This window comes from Microbacterium maritypicum, from assembly GCF_041529975.1.
Lineage (GTDB): Bacteria > Actinomycetota > Actinomycetes > Actinomycetales > Microbacteriaceae > Microbacterium.
In genome coordinates, this window is record NZ_CP168030.1 from 712,192 (window position 1) to 730,375 (window position 18,184).

Here is an 18,184-nt window from a genome sequence, read left to right on the forward strand (position 1 = left end):
GTCAGCCGGTGGTCGAGCGCCGCACGATCAGTTCGGGCGGGAACACGGTCTGCCGGGGGATGCTCTCCGGGTCGGAGGCCTCTTCGAGCACGATGCGCAGGGCCGTGCGCCCGATCATCCGGCTGGGCTGTCGGATCGATGAGAGCGGCACCGCGGCGGCGGCGGCGAAGGGGATGTCGTCGAACCCGATCAGCGCGATCTCGTCGGGGACGAGCACCCGTCCCCCGGCGACGAGTGACTGCAGCAGACCGAGCGCCAGCAGGTCGTTCGCGGCGAACAGGGCGTCGGGCCACTCTCGGCGCGGCCGGGTGAGCAGCTTCGCGCCCGCGGTGGCTCCCTCCTCCACCGTCATGGCCGAGGTGGGGACCACTTCGAGGTCGACGTGCACCGAGGCGTTCTCGGCAGCTGCGCGTGCACCGGCGAGCCGATCGGTGACCTGGCGCATGTCGAACGGGCCGCCGACGAAGGCGATGCGTCGTCGCCCCGCCTCGATGAGGTGCTCGACCGCGAGACGTCCGCCCGCGACGCTGTCGACGGAGACCGATGAGAATCCGCTGTCGGCGCTGAACCTGTCGACGAGCACGGTGGCGATGCCGCTGGCCCGGAATCGGCGGAGCTGCGTCATGACGTCGCCGTACGGGGCGATCAGGAGGCCGCGCACCTGCTGCTCGCGGAAGAGGTCGAGATACACCTTCTCGCGGGACGGGTCGTCGTCGGTGTTGCCGTAGAGGATCGCGATGCCGTGACTGGAGGCTTCGTCTTCGGCGCCGCGCACCACATCGCTGTAGAAGGGGTTCTGTCCGTCGAGGACCACGAAGCCGACGGTCGTGCTGATGCCGGCGCGCAGTTTGCGGGCGGCATCGTTTCGCACGTACCCGAGTTCCTCGATGGCGCGGCTCACGCGCGCCACCGAATCGCTGGAGACCTCTTCCGGACGGTTGAGGACGTTCGAGACGGTGCCGACGGACACCCCGGCGCGGAGGGCGACATCACGGATGCTGACCGGCACGGCTCTCCTCTCGACGTCGGGCGGATCACGGTTCGGGCATCAGGGGTTGACCTGCGGCCCGCATCACATACACTAGCCTGAAACCCACCTGAATCGATTCAGGTAGATTCATTCCGCACAATCATCCCCCTCAACGGAGAGGAAAGCCCGTGGTCGACGAAGCACCCGCCCGCAGTGCTCCCCCCACCGCGCTCGAGCTGCACCGTGTCGTGAAGTCCTTCGGGCCCGTCATCGCGCTGCGCTCCGGAAGCCTCACGCTGCAGTCGCGGTCCATCCACGCCCTCATCGGCGAGAACGGCGCCGGCAAGTCGACGCTCGTGAAGATCATGGCCGGGCTCTACCGCCGCGATTCGGGCGACTTCCGTCTGCACGGCGAAGACGTCGACTTCACGAGCACCGCCCAGTCGAAGGCCGCGGGTATCGCGGTGATCTACCAGGAGCCGACGCTCTTCCCCGACCTCTCGGTCACCGAGAACATCTTCATGGGTCGCCAGCCGACGGGTGCTCTCGGACGTATCGACCGCAAGGCCATGCGCACCGAGGTCGACCAGATCTTCCGTCGCCTCGGCGTCGCACTCGATCCCGACCGCATCACCGAGGGACTCTCGATCGCCGACCAGCAGATCATCGAGATCGCCAAGGCCATCTCGCTCGACGCCAGTGTGCTGATCATGGACGAGCCGACCGCGGCGCTCAGCGGCGTCGAGGTCGATCGGCTTTTCGCGGTCGCGCGGAGCCTGCGCGACGAGGGCCGCGCGATCCTGTTCATCTCGCACCGCTTCGACGAGGTGTTCGACCTGTGCGACACGGTCACCGTGATGCGCGACGGCGCCTACATCGACACGACACCCATCGCCGAGACCACGGTCGACGACCTCGTGCGGCAGATGGTCGGCCGCGACGTCACTGAGCTCTTCCCGAAGCAGGCGGCCGAGATCGGCGAACCGCTCCTCGAGGTGCGCGGACTCACCAGCCCCGGCATCTTCCACGACATCTCCTTCACGGTGCGCGCGGGCGAGATCGTCGCGCTCGCCGGCCTCGTCGGCGCCGGCCGCAGTGAGGTCGCCCGCGCCGTGTTCGGTGTGGACGGCTACCGCGAGGGCGAAGTGCGGATGCTCGGCGCCGGTGTGCCGCGCCGCAACCCCACCGCCGCCATGCGCAACGGCCTCGCCCTCGTGCCGGAGGATCGTCGCAAGCAGGGCCTCGTGATCGATGCGAGCGTCGGCGGCAACATCACCCTCGCCATCCGTCGCAATCTCGCCAAGTGGGGCCTGATCACCACGGGCATGGAGAACCGTGCGGCGAAGATCTGGGCGTCCCGCCTCGAGGTCAAGACGCACGCGCTCGACACCGTGGCGGCCACCCTCTCCGGCGGCAACCAGCAGAAGGTCGTGCTGGCCAAATGGCTGGCCACCGACCCGCGAGTGCTCATCATCGACGAGCCGACCCGAGGTATCGACGTCGGCACCAAGTCCGAGGTGCACCGGCTGCTCTCGCAGCTGGCGGGCGAGGGCATGGGGATCCTGATGATCTCGTCCGAGCTCCCCGAGGTGCTCGGAATGGCCGACCGCGTGCTCGTCATGCGCGAGGGTCGGATCACCGCCGAGCTCGACCGTGAGGACGCCACCAGCGAGAACGTCATGTTCGCCGCCACGCACGCATCGGAGCAGCACGCATGAGCACCACGGCACTGGCCGCACCGGCACCCGCGTTCGCCAAGAAACCCGGCGGCATCGGCCGCGCGCGCGAACTCGGCATCTTCGCCGCCCTCGTCCTGGTGGTCGTCGCGGCCACCGTGAAGAACCCGAACTTCCTGTTCAGCGCCGACGGGTGGCGCGACCTGCTGCTGACGCCGTCGATCCTCGTGCTCGTGGCCGTCGGACAGGCGATCGTCATCATCACCCGCAACGTCGACCTCTCGGTCGGCTCCGTGATGGGGCTCACCGCCTTCCTGACCGGACGGCTCTTCATCGACGTGCCCGGCATCCCGATCCCGATCGTCGTCATCGCCGCCGTGATCTTCGGCGCTCTCCTGGGGCTGGTGAACGGCGCGCTGGTGGCCTTCGCCAAGGTGCCGGCGATGGTGATCACGCTGGGCACGCTGTATGCCTACCGCGGCATCAACGTGCTCTGGACCGGCAGTGACCAGGTGCACCCCTCCGATCTCCCGAAGGACTTCCTGCGCCTGGGAACCCAGCAGATCCTCACGATCCCGGTGCTCTCCATCGTCGCGATCATCGTGCTGGCGCTCGCTGCCTGGTACATGCGCAACACCCGCGGCGGCCGCGAGTACTACGCGATCGGATCCGACCCGGGAGCCGCCGAACTCTACGGCCTCAAGACCACCCGCCGGGTGCTCAGCGCGTTCGTGCTCTCGGGGGCCCTGGCCGGACTCGCGGGTGTGTTCTATGTGACGCGGTACGGATCGGTGAGCTCGCAGGTCGGCTCGGGCTGGGAGCTGGATGCCGTGGGTGCGGCCGTCATCGGCGGCATCGCGATCACCGGCGGCGTCGGCTCCGTGTGGGGTGCGGCCATCGGCGCGATGCTGCTGATGACCATCAACCGGGCGCTGCCCATCCTCGGCATCCCCGACTTCTGGCAGCGCGCCGTGGTGGGCGTGCTCATCATCGGCGCGATCGTGCTCGACCGGCTGCTCGCCGTACGACAGAAACGGCAGCTCATCGAGGCAAGGGACGAATCATGACCACGACGACCACCACCTCCGGGGTCCGGGTGATCCGGGACTACGACCGGCCCCTGTGGCGGCGCATCCTCATCAACCGCGAGTTCGCGATCATCGGCCTGCTCGTGCTGGTCGTGATCGTGTCCGCCGTGTCGATCCGCGGGTTCGCGCAGCCCATCACCGTCAACTACCTGCTGCTCGACGTCGCCCCGATCCTGCTGATCGCCCTGCCGATGACCCTCGTCATGATCACCGGCGAGATCGACCTCTCGGTCGGTTCGATGGTGGGTCTCGCGAGCGTCGTCACGGGGGTGCTCACCGAGTCGGGTGCGCCGTTCGAGGTCGCCGCCCTGGCCGCCCTCGCGGTCGGTGTCATCGGCGGAGCGTTCAACGGCTTCCTCGTCACGGTCGTCGGGCTGCCGTCACTCGCCGTCACGATCGGAACGCTGGCGCTGTTCCGCGGACTCGCGGTCGGCCTGCTCGGGACCACTGCGGTGACCGATTTCCCGGAGATGTGGACGGCACTGGCGAAGGCGAAGATCGCCGGCACCACCATCCCCTACATCGTGATCCCGTTCCTGATCCTGCTCGCGATCTTCGTCGTGGTGCTGCATTTCACCCCGTTCGGTCGCGGCATCTACGCGATCGGGCTCTCGAAAGACGCCGCCCGTTTCTCGGGCGTGAACGTCGAGCGGACGAAGTTCATCCTCTTCATGCTGTCGGGGGTGGTCGCCGCGTTCGCCGGCATCTTCTACACGCTCCGCTTCGGCAGTGCCCGCGGCGACAACGCCACCGGGCTCGAGCTCCAGGTCATCGCGGCCGTGGTCCTCGGCGGGGTGTCGGTGTTCGGCGGGCGCGGGCACCTGCACGGCGTCGTCGCCGCCGTGCTCCTGATCGGGGTGCTCGGCAGCGGGCTCCGTCTCGCCGGCGTCACCTCTGACGTCATCAACATCATCACCGGTGGCCTGCTGATCTTCTCGGTTGTCGCAGCCAGCATCCTCGCCTGGGCGCAGCGCATCCGCGCCAAGGCCGGGCCACCGCTCCGCGTCGCAGCCTCTCCCGCACCATGAGGCAGCCTCTCGCCGTCGGCATCCGCCCGCGGTGATCATCACGAAAGGAAGAACAATGACGTTTGCACGCAAGAGGGTCTCGGCGTTCGCCGCCGTGGCCGTCGCCGCAGCGCTCGTGCTGACAGGCTGCGCCGACACCGGCAGCGGGTCGGGCGACGCAGGCTCCGGCGAGGGCGGCGGATCCGACAACCTGTCGATCACGTTCCTGCCCAAGAACCTCGGCAACCCCTACTTCGACACCTCCAGCGAGGGCGGCAAGAAGGCCGTCGAGGAGTTCGGCGGCACGTTCGCCGAGGTCGGACCGGCCGAGGCCACTCCCGACGCCCAGGTGAGCTACATCAACACCGCCACGCAGCAGGCGGTCGGCGCGCTCGTCGTCTCGGCGAACGACCCGAAGGCCATCTGCGACGCACTCAACGAGGCGCGGGACGCCGGTGTGAAGGTCGTCACCTTCGACTCCGACACCAACCCCGAGTGCCGCGACCTGTTCATCAACCAGGCCGACTCCGAGGGAATCGCCAAGGTGCAGATCGATCAGATCGCCGAGCAGATCGGCGGAGCGGGCGAGATCGCCGTGCTGTCGGCATCGGCCAACGCCACGAACCAGAACGCCTGGATCGAGCTGATGAAGGAGTACGTCGCGAGCGACTACCCCGACATCACGATCGTCGAGACCGTCTACGGCGACGACGAAGACCAGACCTCGTTCGACAAGACGGCGGCCCTGCTGCAGAGCCACCCGCAGCTGAAGGGCATCGTCTCACCGACCACGGTCGGTATCGCGGCAGCGGCGCGCTACCTCTCCACGTCGGACTACAAGGGCAAGGTCGCGCTGACCGGACTCGGCACGCCGAACCAGATGCGTGAATACGTGGAGGACGGCACCGTCACCTCGTTCGCGCTGTGGAACCCGGCCGACCTCGGCTACCTCTCGGCCTTCGCGGCCAAGGCGCTCGTCGAGGGCGACATCACCGGCAAGGAGGGCGACACCTTCGAGGCGGGCGACCTCGGCGAGTACGAGGTCGGCGCCGACGGCGTGGTCCTGCTGGGAGACCCGTTCGTGTTCAACGCGGACAACATCGGCGACTTCGACTTCTGAGTCGCCTCGCGAGAGGGCGTCGGGGCTTCGGCTCCGGCGCCCTCTCGCGTACGCCTCGGGGTCTCTTCGCATGAGCCCCGGCGTCGGGAGGGTTTCTCGGCGATGGGCGGATGCCTGTCCCGCGATCGTCCGCCCGACGGCGAGAACTCCGCCTGAGGCGTGGACCCCGCGACGCGCGAGCGCGGGTCAGCGCGGATCAGCGCGGGTCGAAGCGCGTTGGAGCGTGCGTCGCGGCGACCACGGCGCGCAGCTCCTCGAGTGTTGCGGGCGCGGCGCCGAGGGCCCGGGCCTGGACGAGCACGTTGCCGAGAGCCGTCGCCTCGACCGGACCCGCGAGCACCGGCAACCCTGTGCGGTCGGCTGTGGCCTGGCACAGGAGCCGGTTGAGCGATCCGCCGCCCACGAGATGGATGCTGTCGAGCTCGCGGCCGGAGAGATCCGCGGCCGTTTGCACGGCGTCCGCGAAGGCCGCGGCGATCGACTCCACGATCGAACGGGCGAATGCCGGTCGGGAGCTCGGGGCACGGTCGCCGAGGAGCGCCGCGATCCGTCCCGGCATGTCGCCGGGTGCGCTCAACGACGAGTCGTTCGCATCGAACACGGGCACCTCGCCGGTGACCTCGGATGCCGCAGCGAGCAGCTCGGGCAGATCGATGCGGGCACCGTCTTCGGCCTCCCAGGCGCGCACGGTCTCGCTGAGGAGCCAGAGCCCCGTGACGTTGTGCAGGAACCGATAGCGACCATCCACGCCGAGTTCGTGGGTGAAGTTCGCGGTGCGAGCGGCATCCGTCAGCACCGGTTGCGCGAGTTCCACGCCGACCAGGCCCCACGTTCCGCAGGAGATGTACGCGGATCGCGGCGAGGAGAGGGGAGCGGCGACGACGGCAGATGCGGTGTCGTGCGAGCCCACCGCGAGCACAGGAAGCTCCTTGCCGATGGTCGCCACGAGCTCGGGCCGAAGGCGGCCGATGGTCGTGCCGGGATCGACGAGCGGCGGGAGGATGCGCGACGGGATGCTGAGGCGATCGGCCAGCTCGTCGTCCCAGTCGCCGGATTCGACGCCCAGTAGCCCGGTGGTCGAGGCGTTCGTGCGCTCGGCCACCGCGACACCGGTGAGCAGGAAGGCGATGAGGTCGGGGATCAGGAGCGCGGTATCGGCCTCGGCGAGGCGTTCGTCGACGCGGTACTGGTACAGCGTGTTGAACGGCAGGAACTGCAGGCCGTTGCGCTGATACAGCTCGGAGAACGGCGCGATCGCGTGCACCTCGTCGACGCCACGAGCGGAGCGCTCATCGCGGTAGTGGAAAGGCTCGGCGAGCAGCTCGCCGTCTTTCAGCACGCCGTAGTCGACGGCCCACGAGTCCATGCCGATGCTCTCGATGCGCGGTTCCCGGCGGACGGCTTCGGTGAGCCCTGCCACGACGTGCTCGTACAGGGCGCCGAAGTCCCAGTGCAGTCCGTCTGCGCGCTCGACGGGTCCGTTCGGGAACCGCGACACGAGCTCGAGGTCGAGTTTCCCGTCGCCGATGCGCCCGATCATCACGCGCCCGCTGGTCGCGCCGAGGTCGACCGCCGCGACGGCCCGGACGCTCATCGGGGTTCTCCGTTCGTCGAGTGCACGGCATCCGCCCGAGTGCACGGCCGGTCGACGTGAACAGGGCGTGCACTCGGCGCGAAGCCGTGCACTCGACGGATGGGAGTCATCGCAGGAACGCCGCGGCGACGCCGGAGTCGACGGGAATGTGCAGGCCCGTGGTGCGGCTGAGCTCGGGGCCCGTGAGCACGTAGACCGCGTCTGCCACGTTCTCGGGAACGACCTCGCGCTTGAGGATCGTGCGGTTGGCGTAGTACTGGCCGAGGTCCTCTTCCGCGACACCGTAGGTCGCTGCGCGGTTGGCGCCCCAGCCCGAGGCGAAGATGCCGGAGCCGCGCACGACGCCGTCGGGGTTGATGCCGTTCACGCGGATGCCGAACTCACCGAGCTCGACGGCGAGCAGTCGCACCTGGTGGGCCTGGTCGGCCTTGGTTGCGGAGTAGGCGATGTTGTTCGGGCCGGCGAAGACCGAGTTCTTCGAGGAGATGTAGATGATGTCGCCGCCGAGCTTCTGGTCGATGAGCACGCGTGCGGCGGCCTTCGACACGAGGAACGAGCCCTTGGCCATGACGTCGTGCTGCAGATCCCAGTCCTTCTCCGTGGTCTCCAGGAGCGGCTTCGAGAGCGAGAGCCCGGCGTTGTTCACGACGAGGTCGACGCCGCCGAACGCGAGCACCGCCTCGTTCAGCGCGGCCTGCACGGCATCGGCATCCGCGACGTTCGCGGCGACACCGATCGCGACATCCGTGTTCCCGAGTTCCGCGGCGGCGGCCTGGGCCTTCTCGAGGTCGAGGTCGGCGATCACGACGCAGGCGCCCTCGGCGGCGAGACGGGTGGCGATGGCCTTGCCGATGCCGGAGGCGGCACCGGTGACGAATGCGATACGGCCCTGGTGCGTCTTCGGCTTCGGCAGGCGCTGCAGCTTGGCCTCTTCCAGCGCCCAGTACTCGATGCGGAACTTCTCGGCATCCGAGATCGGCGCGTAGGTCGACAGCGCCTCGGCGCCGCGCATCACGTTGATCGCGTTGACGTAGAACTCGCCAGCGACCCGGGCGGTCTGCTTGTTCGCGCCGTACGAGAACATGCCCACACCGGGGATCAGCACGATGAGCGGGTCGGCTCCGCGGATCGCGGGCGACTCGGCGGTGGCGTGCGCGTCGTAGTAGGCCTGGTAGTCGGCGCGGTACTGGTCGTGCAGCTCGTGCAGACGGGCGATCTGCTCCTCTGCGGAAGCCGTGGCCGGCAGGTCGAGGATCAGCGGCTTGACCTTGGTGCGGAGGAAGTGATCGGGGCAGCTGGTGCCGAGGGCGGCCAGCTCGGGCGCCTTCTCGGATGCCAGGAAGTCGAGGACCACATCGGCGTCGGTGAAGTGTCCGACCATCGGCTTGTCAGTCGATGCGATGCCGCGGACGGTCCCGGCGAGGGCGGCTGCGCGCTCCCGGCGCTCGTTCGCAGCCAGGGCCTCGAATCCGGCGCGGACGCCGCCGAACGGCTGGTCCTTGCCATGCGCGGCGATGTACTCGGCGGCGGTGTCGATGATCCACAGCGAGTTCGCCTCGGCCTCTTCCGAGGTGTCGCCCCACGCCGTGATGCCGTGGCCGCCGAGGATGGTGCCGATCGCCTGCGGATTCTGGGCCTTGATCGCGGCGATGTCGAGACCGAGCTGGAAGCCGGGGCGACGCCAGGGAACCCACACGACCTTGTCGCCGAAGATGGTCGCCGTCAGCGCCTCGCCGTCGGCGGCCGTCGCGATCGCGATGCCGGAGTCGGGGTGGAGGTGGTCGACGTGTGCGGCGTCGACGAGCCCGTGCATGGCGGTGTCGATCGAGGGAGCCGCTCCGCCCTTGCCGTGCAGGCAGTAGTCGAACGCGGCGACCATCTCGTCTTCACGATCGAGGCCGGGGTACACGTCGACCAGCGCGCGCATGCGGTCGAGTCGCAGCACGGCGAGGCCGCTCTCCTTCAGAGTGCCCAGGTCGCCGCCGGAGCCCTTGACCCACATCAGCTCGACCGGCTGCCCCGTCACGGGGTCGGTCTCGGTGCCCTTGGCGGAGGTGTTCCCGCCGGCGTAGTTCGTGTTCTTCGGGTCGGCGCCGAGGCGGTTCGACCGGGCTATCAGGGCGGCGGCGGTGGGGTTCGTCATGACTCTCCAAGACAGGGGCGATGCACACGACCATGTGCACTCATGCTGTTACTTCTTGTGAAAGATAACATGAAACTACGTCAAGATGAAGCGGTCAGAGGATGTCGGTGGTCTGCCGAAAGGGGTTGAGCCGCTCGTCTCCCGGGTCGAGTTCCGTGATGAGCACCGAGATCTCGTCGCGCTCCAGCGCGCGGGCCACGGAACGGCGCTCGAGCTTGCTGGAGTCGACGCACACCACCGTTGTGCCGGCGTTCGCGGCCATCGCCTGCTTCAGCTCGGCCTCATCGACCGACACCTCCGAGGTGCCGTCCGCGCTGTCGAGTGCATCCGCCGACGAGAAGAAGATGTCGAAGTACACCGACCGCATGCTCCTGCGAGCGATCGGCCCGACGAGGCTGCCCGTGGTCGGCTCGGCGGTCCCGCCGGAGATCACCGCCGTGACGCCGTCGAGCGGCTGCAGCAGTTGGAACGACTCGAACGAGTTGGTGTACGCCGTGAGCCCCGTTCTCGGCCCGACGATCGAGGCGAGCATGTTGACCGTCGAGGAGGCATCGAGCGCGATGCTGCCCTGTTCTGGGACGAGCCGGAGCGCCTTCTCGGCGATCGTCCGCTTCGCGCTCGCCCGGATGGCCCGCCGCGCATCGAACGGGCGGGCTCGCGGAGCCGCGGTCGCCCCGCCGCGCACGCGACGCACGCGCCCCTCGGCCTCGAGCTCGAGGAGGTCGCGCCGGATCGTCATCGACGACACGGAGAAGAGGTCGGCGGCCGCCTCGATCATGACGCCCTGGGGGCCGTTCGCGAGTTCGACGAGTTCGTCTCTGCGGCGCTGCGCTTCGAGATTGCCGGAAAGAGCCATGGGAGGAATCTATCCGGTGCGCCCGAGTCCGACGCTATCGGGTGCGTCGTCGACGTGCCGCGACGGAGAGCTGGATGAGGACGCCTCCGAGCACCACCGCGAGCACGCCGGTGAGCAGCACCGGGAGGGGGTCGGACCCGCTGTCCGCCAGAACCGGGCCGCTCCCCGGCGACGGTTCGGGCGGCCCGGGCGCGAAGGCGAAGCGAGCCGATGTCGCTGCGGGCGCGAGGAGCCCGGTGAGTTCGTATGCGGCCGGATCGAGGACGTACTCGCCTCCGGACGAGACGAGGTCCAGCGCGAGCGAGCACGAGACGTCCGTCGGTCCGAGGCTCCCGCGACCGACGATGCCCGCCGACGTCACGTCGAGCGCGCCGTTCGGGCAATCCGTTTCGATGGCCGGGCTCTCGGCGGGAACGAGACCGGCGGGCAGAGCGAGGTCGAAGCTCCATTCCGGCTTCGCGCCGCTGGGCACCGCCGGCGATCCCGCGAGGTGCGTGTTGGTGACGGTGAGAAGGAATCGGGCCGGCTGGTCGGAGGCGTAGGAGTCGCCGCTCGGGGGAGCCGCGATCACCGCATCGAGTTGCGGAGTCGTGTCGATGAGGGCGAGATTGTCGAAGGCGTTGTCGTCGCCACCGCCCCCACCCAGGTTGTTGAGCAGCGCGACCTCGACGCTCGGCGACTGCGCCAGCAGCGACGTGAATCCTCGGAAGGTGCCCACGTTGTTCCCGTTGATCTGGTGGACGGGCAGGTCGCACGCGGCGATCGGTCCGGGAAAGGCGGCGACCGGAGGGGAAACGCCGTCGTCGAGCTGCACCGCCAGGTCGACGGGGTTCGTGGTCCAGCAGTTCGCCTGGGCCACATCGACCGTCGCGGTGTAGTAGTGCCCGGCGATCACCGGCACCGCGGTCGCGGCCATCACTCCGGCGGGCGAGTCTCCCTGGGTGTAGGAACTCACCGCGTGATTCGCGGTGGGCTCGGCGCGGGGCACGGACGGATACGGGTAGTCGGGGTCGGCGGCCCAGGATCCCAGGGTCCTCGCGAGGCTGCGCGACTGATTCCAGCCGTCCTGCAGGCAGTCCGCCGCCTGGGAGGCGGTGGGAACGGTCGAGACGTCATCCCCGGCGACGATGAGCCCGTTGCAGAACTGCCCGTTCCAGGCCGGGTCCGCCCGATAGAGCTCGCCCTCGCGGCCGACGTATCCCGGCACCGGTGGGGCGACACCGTCGTCGTAGTCCGCGATCGTCTGCACGAACTCCGGTGTCGCCGGAGGAACGGGGCCCTCGAATCCCTCGTACAGCACCACGGTCGGCGCTGCCATGACGCCAGGCGACCCCGGTGCGGCAGCAGCAGACGAGGCGCCCGACGCGATGATCACGCCGAGCGCTGCGGTCGCTCCCACGAGGGGGAGCGACCGACGCACGCGTGACCTGCGAAGGGCCGGCATGTCTTGAAGGTACGCCCCGGGCCCCCCGCTGTCGATGGGTTGCGGTCAGGCGCCCCAGCCGGCCTGCACGCCACCCACGCGGTCGGCAGCGATCTTCTGCTGGTAGCCGGATGCGGCGTAGGCGGCCATGGGGTCGGCGGCCAGGCCGCGCGACTCGCGCCATTCGGCCAGCGCCGGGCGCACGTCGGTGTAGAACGCATCCATGAAGACGGCGTTCGCGGCGAGCACGTCGCCCGACTTCTGCGCGGCGGTGAGCGCATCGTGGTCGACGAGCAGCGCGCGGGCGGTCATCTCCTGCACGTTGAGCACGGAGCGGATCTGGCCGGGGATCTTGTCCTCGACGTTGTGGCACTGATCGAGCATGAATGCCACGTCGGGGTTGTTGAGGCCGCCACCGCGGATCACCTCGAACAGGATGCGGAACAGCTGGAACGGATCGGCCGCGCCGACGATCAGGTCGTCGTCGGCGTAGAAGCGCGAGTTGAAGTCGAACGAGCCGAGCTTGCCGAGGCGCAGCAGCTGCATCACGATGAACTCGATGTTGGTTCCGGGGGCGTGGTGACCGGTGTCGAGGCAGACCATGGCCTTCTCGCCGAGGGCGCTGACCTGGGCGTAGGACGTGCCCCAGTCGGGAACGTCGGTGTGGTAGAACGCCGGCTCGAAGAACTTGTACTCGAGCACGAGGCGCTGGTCGTCGCCGAGGCGCGCGTAGATCTTCTGCAGCGACTCCTGCAGCCGGTCCTGCCGGCCGCGGAGGTCTGCCTGGCCCGGGTAGTTCGAGCCCTCGGCCAGCCAGATCTTGAGGTCACGGCTGCCGGTGGCGTCCATCACGTCGATGCAGGCGAGGTGGTGGTCGATGGCCTTCTGGCGGACACCTGCGTCTTCGTGCGTGAGGGCGCCGAACTTGTAGTCGTCGTCCTGGAAGGTGTTCGAGTTGATGGTGCCGAGCGTGACGCCCAGGTCTTCGGCGTGCTTGCGCAGATCGTCGTACGAGTCGACGAGGTCCCACGGGATGTGCAGTGCGACCGAGGGGGCGAGAGCGGTGTACTTGTGGACCTGCGCCGCATCGGCGATCTTCTCGAACGGGTCGCGCGGGGTGCCGGGGGTGCCGAACACCTTGAACCGGGTGCCGGAGTTGCCGAACGCCCAGCTGGGCAGCTCGATGCCCTGCTTCTCGAGGGTTGCGAGGTGGTCGGGGGAGAGGATGCTCACGATGCACTGCTTTCTGAGTCGTTGCCGGATCTGGAGTCGTCGTCGGATGCTGCGTGCCCGCCGGCGGCGGCGAGCTGGTCTTCGAGGTGGAAGACCTCGGTGAGCGCAGTGGCGGCCTGGTCGGGCCGACCGTCGAGGCCGTGGAAGAACCGGCTCATCTCGGCCTCCCAACGCGCAGCGACCGGAGAAGCCGAGAGGTACGCCTGAGCGGCGGCATCGTCATCGGTCTCGTAGTAGCCGATGAGCGTGCCGTGGTCGCCGAGGAACAGCGTGTAGTTGCGGCGTCCGGCGGCGGCGATCTCGGCGAGCATCTCCGGCCACACCGGGGAATGCCGTGCGAGGTACTCGTCGAGCAGCTCGGCACGGATCTGGAGCTGGAAGGCGACGCGCGTCATGGGGCTCCTCTGCCGAGTGACGTAGTTTCTGAATCGTTTCAATCATCATCGTAAGACGAGCCGATGACACCCGTCAAGCGGAGGGTGGCTCGAACGATTGCCGTACACTCTCGCACAGCATCCGAAGCGACGAGGAGCAGCAGTGGCAGTGAGTGTGCGCGACGTCGCAGCGGCGGCAGGTGTGTCGGTCGGTACGGTGTCGAACGTCCTGAACCAGCCGGACAAGGTCGCGGCGACGACGGTCGAGCGGGTGCAGGCGGTGATCGCCGAGCTCGGTTTCGTGCGCAACGACGCCGCCCGTCAACTCCGTGCCGGTCGCAGCCGGAGCATCGGCCTGGTCGTGCCCGACGCGGGCAACCCGTTCTTCGCCGACGTCGCCCGTGGCGCCGAGGCGCGCGCGGACGAAGACGCGCTCGCCGTTCTGCTCGGCAACAGCGATGAGAACCCCTCGCGGGAGGACAACTACCTCGATCTGTTCCGCGAACAGCGGGTCAACGGGGTGCTCATCACACCGGCATCCGACGACATCGACAAGCTGCTGCGCGTGCAGGCGGCGGGCACGCCCGTGGTGCTCGTCGACCACGAGGCGCCTGGAGCGGTGTTCTGCTCGGTGTCGGTCGACGACGACGAGGGTGGCTTCCTGGCCGCTCAGCATCTGCTGCGGATCGGACGGCGACGTCTGGCATTCGTGGGGGGACCGGAGTCGATCGCGCAGGTGATGAACCGCCTCCGGGGTGCGCAGCGCGCCGTCGACGAGGTGCCCGACGCGACGCTCGAAGTGCTCCGGATGCCGGCGCTCACAGTGCTGCATGGGCGCGCGGCCGGCGAGGAGATCGCCGCGCGCCGGGAGGTGGATCGACCGGACGCGATCTTCGCCGCGAACGATCTGCTCGCGGTGGGCCTGCTCCAGGCCCTGACGATGTTCCACTCGCTGCGAGTGCCGGATGACATCGCACTGGTCGGCTATGACGACATCGACTTCGCGACGGCCACCGTCGTGCCGTTGACGTCGGTGCGCCAGCCTGCCCAGCTCATCGGACGCACCGCGGTCGAGCTGCTGCTGCGGTCGATCAGTGATCCCGACGGCGAGTATGAGCGCCGGGTGCGGTTCCGCCCCGAGCTGATCGTGCGGCAGTCGACCGCCGGCTGACCTTCAGGCAGCCCCGGCGGTCAGCCGACTGGGGAGTGGATCGCGCACGTGCTTCTGCTACCTCGCGAACATCGTCAACAATGATCGAACCTATAACGTCCGTGTTATACTTCGAGTGTGTGGAAAGTTGTCGATCATCCAGAGGCGACCTCGGAGTATTCGGCTTTGAACGCCCGAGAGGCCGTCGCCATCGATAACGCCGTGGCAAAGCTCCGCGTCGTGGGGGCCAGCCTCGGATATCCGCATACCAGCGATGTCAAGAACACTCAGAAACTCCGAGAACTCCGTCCCCGCGCTGGACGAAGCCCTGTGCGGGCGTTCTACCGGCAAATCGGCGACACCTTCGTCATAGGGGCGTACGGGCCGGAAGCCGAGAGCAACCCCAAAGGCTTCAAGAGGGCCTGCGAGGACGCCGTGAGAAGACTCAACCAGATCACCGTGACGAAGGGATCATCATGAACTTGTCGGACCTTCAGGACCACCAGGCTGTCCGCGATGCTCGCCGAGCATCGGATCCGGAGTACGCCGCCGAAGCGGCCCGCACCAAGCTCGCCGACGACGTCAGCGTCGCTGTCGTTCGCTACCGTGAGGAGCACCGCCTGTCGCAGACGGAGTTTGCGCGCCGGCTCGGCTGGAAGCAGCCCCACGTCGCCCGTCTGGAGCGCGGCGACGTCACCCCCTCTCTGGAGTCCCTCCAGCGGTTGGCTCGCGCCGGCGTGATCGAAGTGCAGGTCAAGCGGCAGGGCACGATCGTGAAGAACGCTGACTCAGCCGGTTCGGTGATCCGCAAGCATAATCCGGAGAATCATGTGAAGCGGCTCGCCAGCTCGACCGCCTGAGCAGGTATGAGCGCCGGGTGCGGTTCCGCCCCGAGCTGATCGTGCGGCAGTCGACCGCCGGCTGACCCGCCTGTCGGCGACCGGTGGTCACCCCGACAGCGGCACCGAGCGCGTATGTGCTCCGTGCCCGAGCTTCTCCGTGTCCTGGCCCGGAAGGTCGAGTTCGGCGGTCGCTCCGACGGGAACGACGAGGTCGACCTGCAGCTCGTCCTGCGCGATGCGCCAGGAGATGGATGCTTCGCCGTATGGCGTGCGCTGCGTCGCTGAGGCATGCGTCAGCCCGCCGCCCGGCCGAGGCGCGAACCGGATGCGGCGGTAGCCGGGGTCGGCGGGGGCGAGCCCGGCGACACTGCGGTGCAGCCAGTCGGCGACCGCTCCCAGCGCGTAGTGGTTGAACGAGGTCATGCTCCCCGGGTTGACGGTGCCGTTCGGAAGCAGTGCATCCCACCGCTCCCAGATCGTCGTCGCGCCGTGCACGACCTGATACAGCCAGGACGGGCAGTCCTTCTCGAGCAGCAGGTCGTATGCGGTGTCGACGTGGCCGGTCAGGGTGAGGGCATCGCAGACGAGGGGAGTGCCGACGAAGCCCGTCGCGATGCGGTTGCCGTCGGCATGGACGAGGTCGGCGAGACGATCACCCGCTTTCGCGCGCTGGGCAGGGTCGGGAAGCAGGTCGAACGCGATCGCGAGGGCGTACGCGGTCTGCGCATCCGAGGTCATCGTGCCGTCGGGCTTCACATACGCGGCACGGAAGGCTGCCGCGACCTCCGCGGCGAGAGCGGCGTACCGGTCCGCATCCGCTGAGCGGTCGAGCACGCGAGCCATGTCGGCGACGGCGCGCGCCGATCGCGCGAAATAGGCGGTCGCCACCAGGTAGCGGTCCGTACGCCCCGCGCCCGGATCCTGCGGAGGAGCTGCGGGGTCGAGCCAATCGCCCAGCTGGAAGCCTTCGTTCCACAGCCGATCAGGACCGGCGGTGGACTCCACCTTGTCGACCCATCGCCGGGCACTCTCGAACTGGGCGGCGAGCACGCCGACGTCGCCGAACCGCTGATGGAGCGTCCAGGGCAGCAGCGTCGCGACATCACCCCAGGCGGCGCCGGGCCGGATCGGATCCCACACCTTGTGTGTGGGGACGACGGGGACGAACCAGGGGACGGTGCCGTCGGGCAACTGGTCCGCCTCCACATCGCGGAGCCAGCCGGAGAGCATCCCCGAGACGTCGAACAGTGTCGACGCGGTCGGGCCGAACACCTGGATGTCGCCCGTCCACCCCACGCGCTCGTCGCGCTGCGGACAGTCGGTCGGGATGTCGAGGAAGTTGCCCCGCATGCCCCAGACGACGTTGCGGTGCAGCTGCTCGACCAGCGGGTCCGAGCAGGCGAACCAGCCGGTGCGCTCGAGGTCGGTGTGCAGCACGCGCGCGGTGAGCGCGCCGGCGGCGGCATCCGCATCGAGGTCGCCCGGCCAGCCGTCGATCTCGACGTAGCGGAAGCCGTGGAACGTGAAGCGCGGCTCCCACTCCTCACCGTCGGGGCGCCCGGCCAGCGTGTAGTGGTCGGTGGAGCGGGCGCTGCGCAGAGGACGCGTGTAGATCTCGCCCTCCTGCAGCACCTCGGATGTGCGGAGCGTGACGGTCGAACCCCGCGGCCCCGTGACGCGGATACGCACCCGTCCGACCAGGTTCTGACCGAAGTCGAGGATGCGTGCCCCGCTCGGTGAGGTGAGCACGGCGAGGGGCGCGACGTCTTCGGTCACTCGGACGGGTGGTCCGGTCGGCGCCACGAGCGTGCGCGGGTCGCGATCGCGCACGGTGACCGGCATCCAGCCACCGTCGTCGAAGGCGGCGGTCGACCAGGCCGGCACCTCCTGTCGCGCGTCGTGGTCCTCCCCGTCGTAGATGCCGGAACGGAGGATGGGGGAGGGCGCGCCCTTCCAGGCGTCGTCCGTCGAGAGGGTCTGACGTGTTCCGTCGGTGTAGGTGATCTCCAGCTGGCCGAGGAACGACAGGTCCCCGCCGAAGATGTTGCGGCGACCGCCCCGCCAACCGAGTCGACCTCGGTACCAGCCGTCGCCGAGCCAGGCTCCGAGCGCGTTCTCGCCGTTGCGCAGCAGGTCCGTCACGTCGTACGTGTAGTAGCGGAGTCGCTCGCGATAGACCGTCCAGCCCGGGGAGAGGGTGTCGGAGCCGACGCGGATGCCGTTGATCTCGGCGTCGTAGAGGCCGTGCGCGGTGGCGTACAGCCGCGCGCGGGCGATCTCGCCGTCGACACGGAATCCCCGCCGCACCAGCGTCGCCCGGCGGGCATCGCTCTCCGGGTTCTCGTCGAGCTCCAGCCCGACCGGCCGCGCGGACCAGTCCTCCGGGTGCAGCAGACCCGTCTCCAACGACGTCTCCGGGCTCGGATCGGACCAGCCGCCGTCATCGCCCTGCACCGAAACGCGTACGGCGACGCGTTCGCGGGACTCCAGCGCGCGGCCCGGCCAGGGGACCAGCACCTGCTCGGAGGAGGCGACCTCGACGGTCTCGTCGTCGTCGGCGTGGACAACGGTCACCGCATAGGACTGCTGTTTCCAGTCGGCGGGAGCGTCGCTGAGCGTCCAGCTCAGTCGCGGGCGCGATTCGCCGATGCCGAGTGGCTCCCGGTGGTGTTCGATGCGCGGCGCGGAGACGGTCGTCATGGTGTTCA

The 18,184-nt window shown here is 68.9% G+C and carries 15 protein-coding genes; 7 read left to right on the plus strand and 8 right to left on the minus strand.

The genetic code is table 11. From position 1 onward, the window contains the following. Nucleotide 1 precedes the first annotated feature (1 nt). A complete protein-coding gene (locus ACCO44_RS03400; protein ID WP_029263743.1) occupies nt 2–1,009 on the minus strand; it encodes a LacI family DNA-binding transcriptional regulator in 1,008 nt (335 codons plus the stop codon). Between the two features lie 149 nt (nt 1,010–1,158). Between ACCO44_RS03400 and ACCO44_RS03405 the strand changes: the two genes are divergently transcribed. Genes ACCO44_RS03405 through rhaS form a run of 4 tightly spaced genes read left to right on the plus strand, consistent with a single transcriptional unit; the run spans nt 1,159 to nt 5,861 of the window. Next, a complete protein-coding gene (locus ACCO44_RS03405; protein WP_372468366.1) occupies nt 1,159–2,688 on the plus strand; it encodes a sugar ABC transporter ATP-binding protein in 1,530 nt (509 codons plus the stop codon). Next, complete coding sequence (locus ACCO44_RS03410; RefSeq protein ID WP_091035687.1) at nt 2,685–3,713, plus strand: ABC transporter permease; 1,029 nt, start codon at nt 2,685–2,687, stop codon at nt 3,711–3,713. Before ACCO44_RS03405 ends, ACCO44_RS03410 begins: the two co-directional genes overlap by 4 nt. Continuing rightward, a complete protein-coding gene (locus tag ACCO44_RS03415; protein WP_372468367.1) occupies nt 3,710–4,762 on the plus strand; it encodes an ABC transporter permease in 1,053 nt (350 codons plus the stop codon). Before ACCO44_RS03410 ends, ACCO44_RS03415 begins: the two co-directional genes overlap by 4 nt. 55 nt (nt 4,763–4,817) lie before the next feature. Continuing rightward, complete coding sequence (gene rhaS, locus ACCO44_RS03420) at nt 4,818–5,861, plus strand: rhamnose ABC transporter substrate-binding protein (RefSeq protein WP_029263747.1); 1,044 nt, start codon at nt 4,818–4,820, stop codon at nt 5,859–5,861. A gap of 196 nt (nt 5,862–6,057) precedes the next feature. Here rhaS and ACCO44_RS03425 read toward each other — a convergent pair whose 3' ends face one another. From ACCO44_RS03425 to ACCO44_RS03450, 6 genes are all read right to left on the minus strand, one after another. Beyond that, nucleotides 6,058–7,455 carry a rhamnulokinase family protein gene (locus ACCO44_RS03425; RefSeq protein WP_372468370.1) on the minus strand — a complete coding sequence of 466 codons (1,398 nt, stop codon included), beginning with the start codon at nt 7,453–7,455 and terminating at the stop codon, nt 6,058–6,060. 106 nt (nt 7,456–7,561) lie between these two features. Beyond that, nucleotides 7,562–9,598: a bifunctional aldolase/short-chain dehydrogenase gene (locus ACCO44_RS03430; RefSeq protein WP_372468372.1), complete on the minus strand. Its 2,037-nt coding sequence runs from the start codon at nt 9,596–9,598 to the stop codon at nt 7,562–7,564. A 94-nt stretch (nt 9,599–9,692) separates the two neighbouring features. Then, nucleotides 9,693–10,454: a DeoR/GlpR family DNA-binding transcription regulator gene (locus ACCO44_RS03435; RefSeq protein ID WP_372468374.1), complete on the minus strand. Its 762-nt coding sequence runs from the start codon at nt 10,452–10,454 to the stop codon at nt 9,693–9,695. Between the two features lie 34 nt (nt 10,455–10,488). Then, nucleotides 10,489–11,898, minus strand: a complete 1,410-nt coding sequence (locus ACCO44_RS03440) for a hypothetical protein (RefSeq protein ID WP_372468376.1) — start codon at nt 11,896–11,898, stop codon at nt 10,489–10,491. 45 nt (nt 11,899–11,943) lie between these two features. Then, on the minus strand, nt 11,944–13,110 hold the full coding sequence (rhaI, locus tag ACCO44_RS03445) for an L-rhamnose isomerase (protein WP_262002198.1): 1,167 nt from the start codon (nt 13,108–13,110) through the stop codon (nt 11,944–11,946). Next, nucleotides 13,107–13,505, minus strand: a complete 399-nt coding sequence (locus ACCO44_RS03450; RefSeq protein ID WP_105711058.1) for an L-rhamnose mutarotase — start codon at nt 13,503–13,505, stop codon at nt 13,107–13,109. Before ACCO44_RS03450 ends, rhaI begins: the two co-directional genes overlap by 4 nt. Nucleotides 13,506–13,647: 142 nt before the next feature. Here ACCO44_RS03450 and ACCO44_RS03455 point away from each other — a divergent pair, with 142 nt between their 5' ends. From ACCO44_RS03455 to ACCO44_RS03465, 3 genes are all read left to right on the plus strand, one after another. Continuing rightward, entirely contained in the window at nt 13,648–14,655 is a 1,008-nt protein-coding gene (locus tag ACCO44_RS03455) for a LacI family DNA-binding transcriptional regulator (RefSeq protein WP_372468379.1), read from the plus strand. Nucleotides 14,656–14,772: 117 nt separating this feature from the next. Beyond that, entirely contained in the window at nt 14,773–15,114 is a 342-nt protein-coding gene (locus ACCO44_RS03460) for a type II toxin-antitoxin system RelE/ParE family toxin (protein WP_262002200.1), read from the plus strand. Next, nucleotides 15,111–15,494: a helix-turn-helix domain-containing protein gene (locus ACCO44_RS03465; RefSeq protein WP_105711059.1), complete on the plus strand. Its 384-nt coding sequence runs from the start codon at nt 15,111–15,113 to the stop codon at nt 15,492–15,494. The genes ACCO44_RS03460 and ACCO44_RS03465 overlap by 4 nt, the downstream gene beginning before the upstream one ends. A gap of 87 nt (nt 15,495–15,581) precedes the next feature. Here the strand turns inward: ACCO44_RS03465 and ACCO44_RS03470 are convergent, their stop codons facing one another. Then, entirely contained in the window at nt 15,582–18,176 is a 2,595-nt protein-coding gene (locus ACCO44_RS03470; RefSeq protein WP_372468381.1) for a family 78 glycoside hydrolase catalytic domain, read from the minus strand. Nucleotides 18,177–18,184 lie beyond the last annotated feature (8 nt).

Excerpts from the sequence above, each read along its gene's own strand:
- ACCO44_RS03410 (WP_091035687.1), top strand. The coding sequence starts at position 2,685 with ATGAGCACCACGGCACTGGCCGCACCGGCACCCGCGTTCGCCAAGAAA.
- ACCO44_RS03415 (WP_372468367.1), top strand. The coding sequence starts at position 3,710 with ATGACCACGACGACCACCACCTCCGGGGTCCGGGTGATCCGGGACTAC.
- rhaS (WP_029263747.1), top strand. The coding sequence starts at position 4,818 with ATGACGTTTGCACGCAAGAGGGTCTCGGCGTTCGCCGCCGTGGCCGTC.
- ACCO44_RS03425 (WP_372468370.1), bottom strand. The coding sequence starts at position 7,455 with ATGAGCGTCCGGGCCGTCGCGGCGGTCGACCTCGGCGCGACCAGCGGG.
- ACCO44_RS03430 (WP_372468372.1), bottom strand. The coding sequence starts at position 9,598 with ATGACGAACCCCACCGCCGCCGCCCTGATAGCCCGGTCGAACCGCCTC.
- ACCO44_RS03435 (WP_372468374.1), bottom strand. The coding sequence starts at position 10,454 with ATGGCTCTTTCCGGCAATCTCGAAGCGCAGCGCCGCAGAGACGAACTC.
- ACCO44_RS03440 (WP_372468376.1), bottom strand. The coding sequence starts at position 11,898 with ATGCCGGCCCTTCGCAGGTCACGCGTGCGTCGGTCGCTCCCCCTCGTG.
- ACCO44_RS03450 (WP_105711058.1), bottom strand. The coding sequence starts at position 13,505 with ATGACGCGCGTCGCCTTCCAGCTCCAGATCCGTGCCGAGCTGCTCGAC.
- ACCO44_RS03465 (WP_105711059.1), top strand. The coding sequence starts at position 15,111 with ATGAACTTGTCGGACCTTCAGGACCACCAGGCTGTCCGCGATGCTCGC.
- ACCO44_RS03470 (WP_372468381.1), bottom strand. The coding sequence starts at position 18,176 with ATGACGACCGTCTCCGCGCCGCGCATCGAACACCACCGGGAGCCACTC.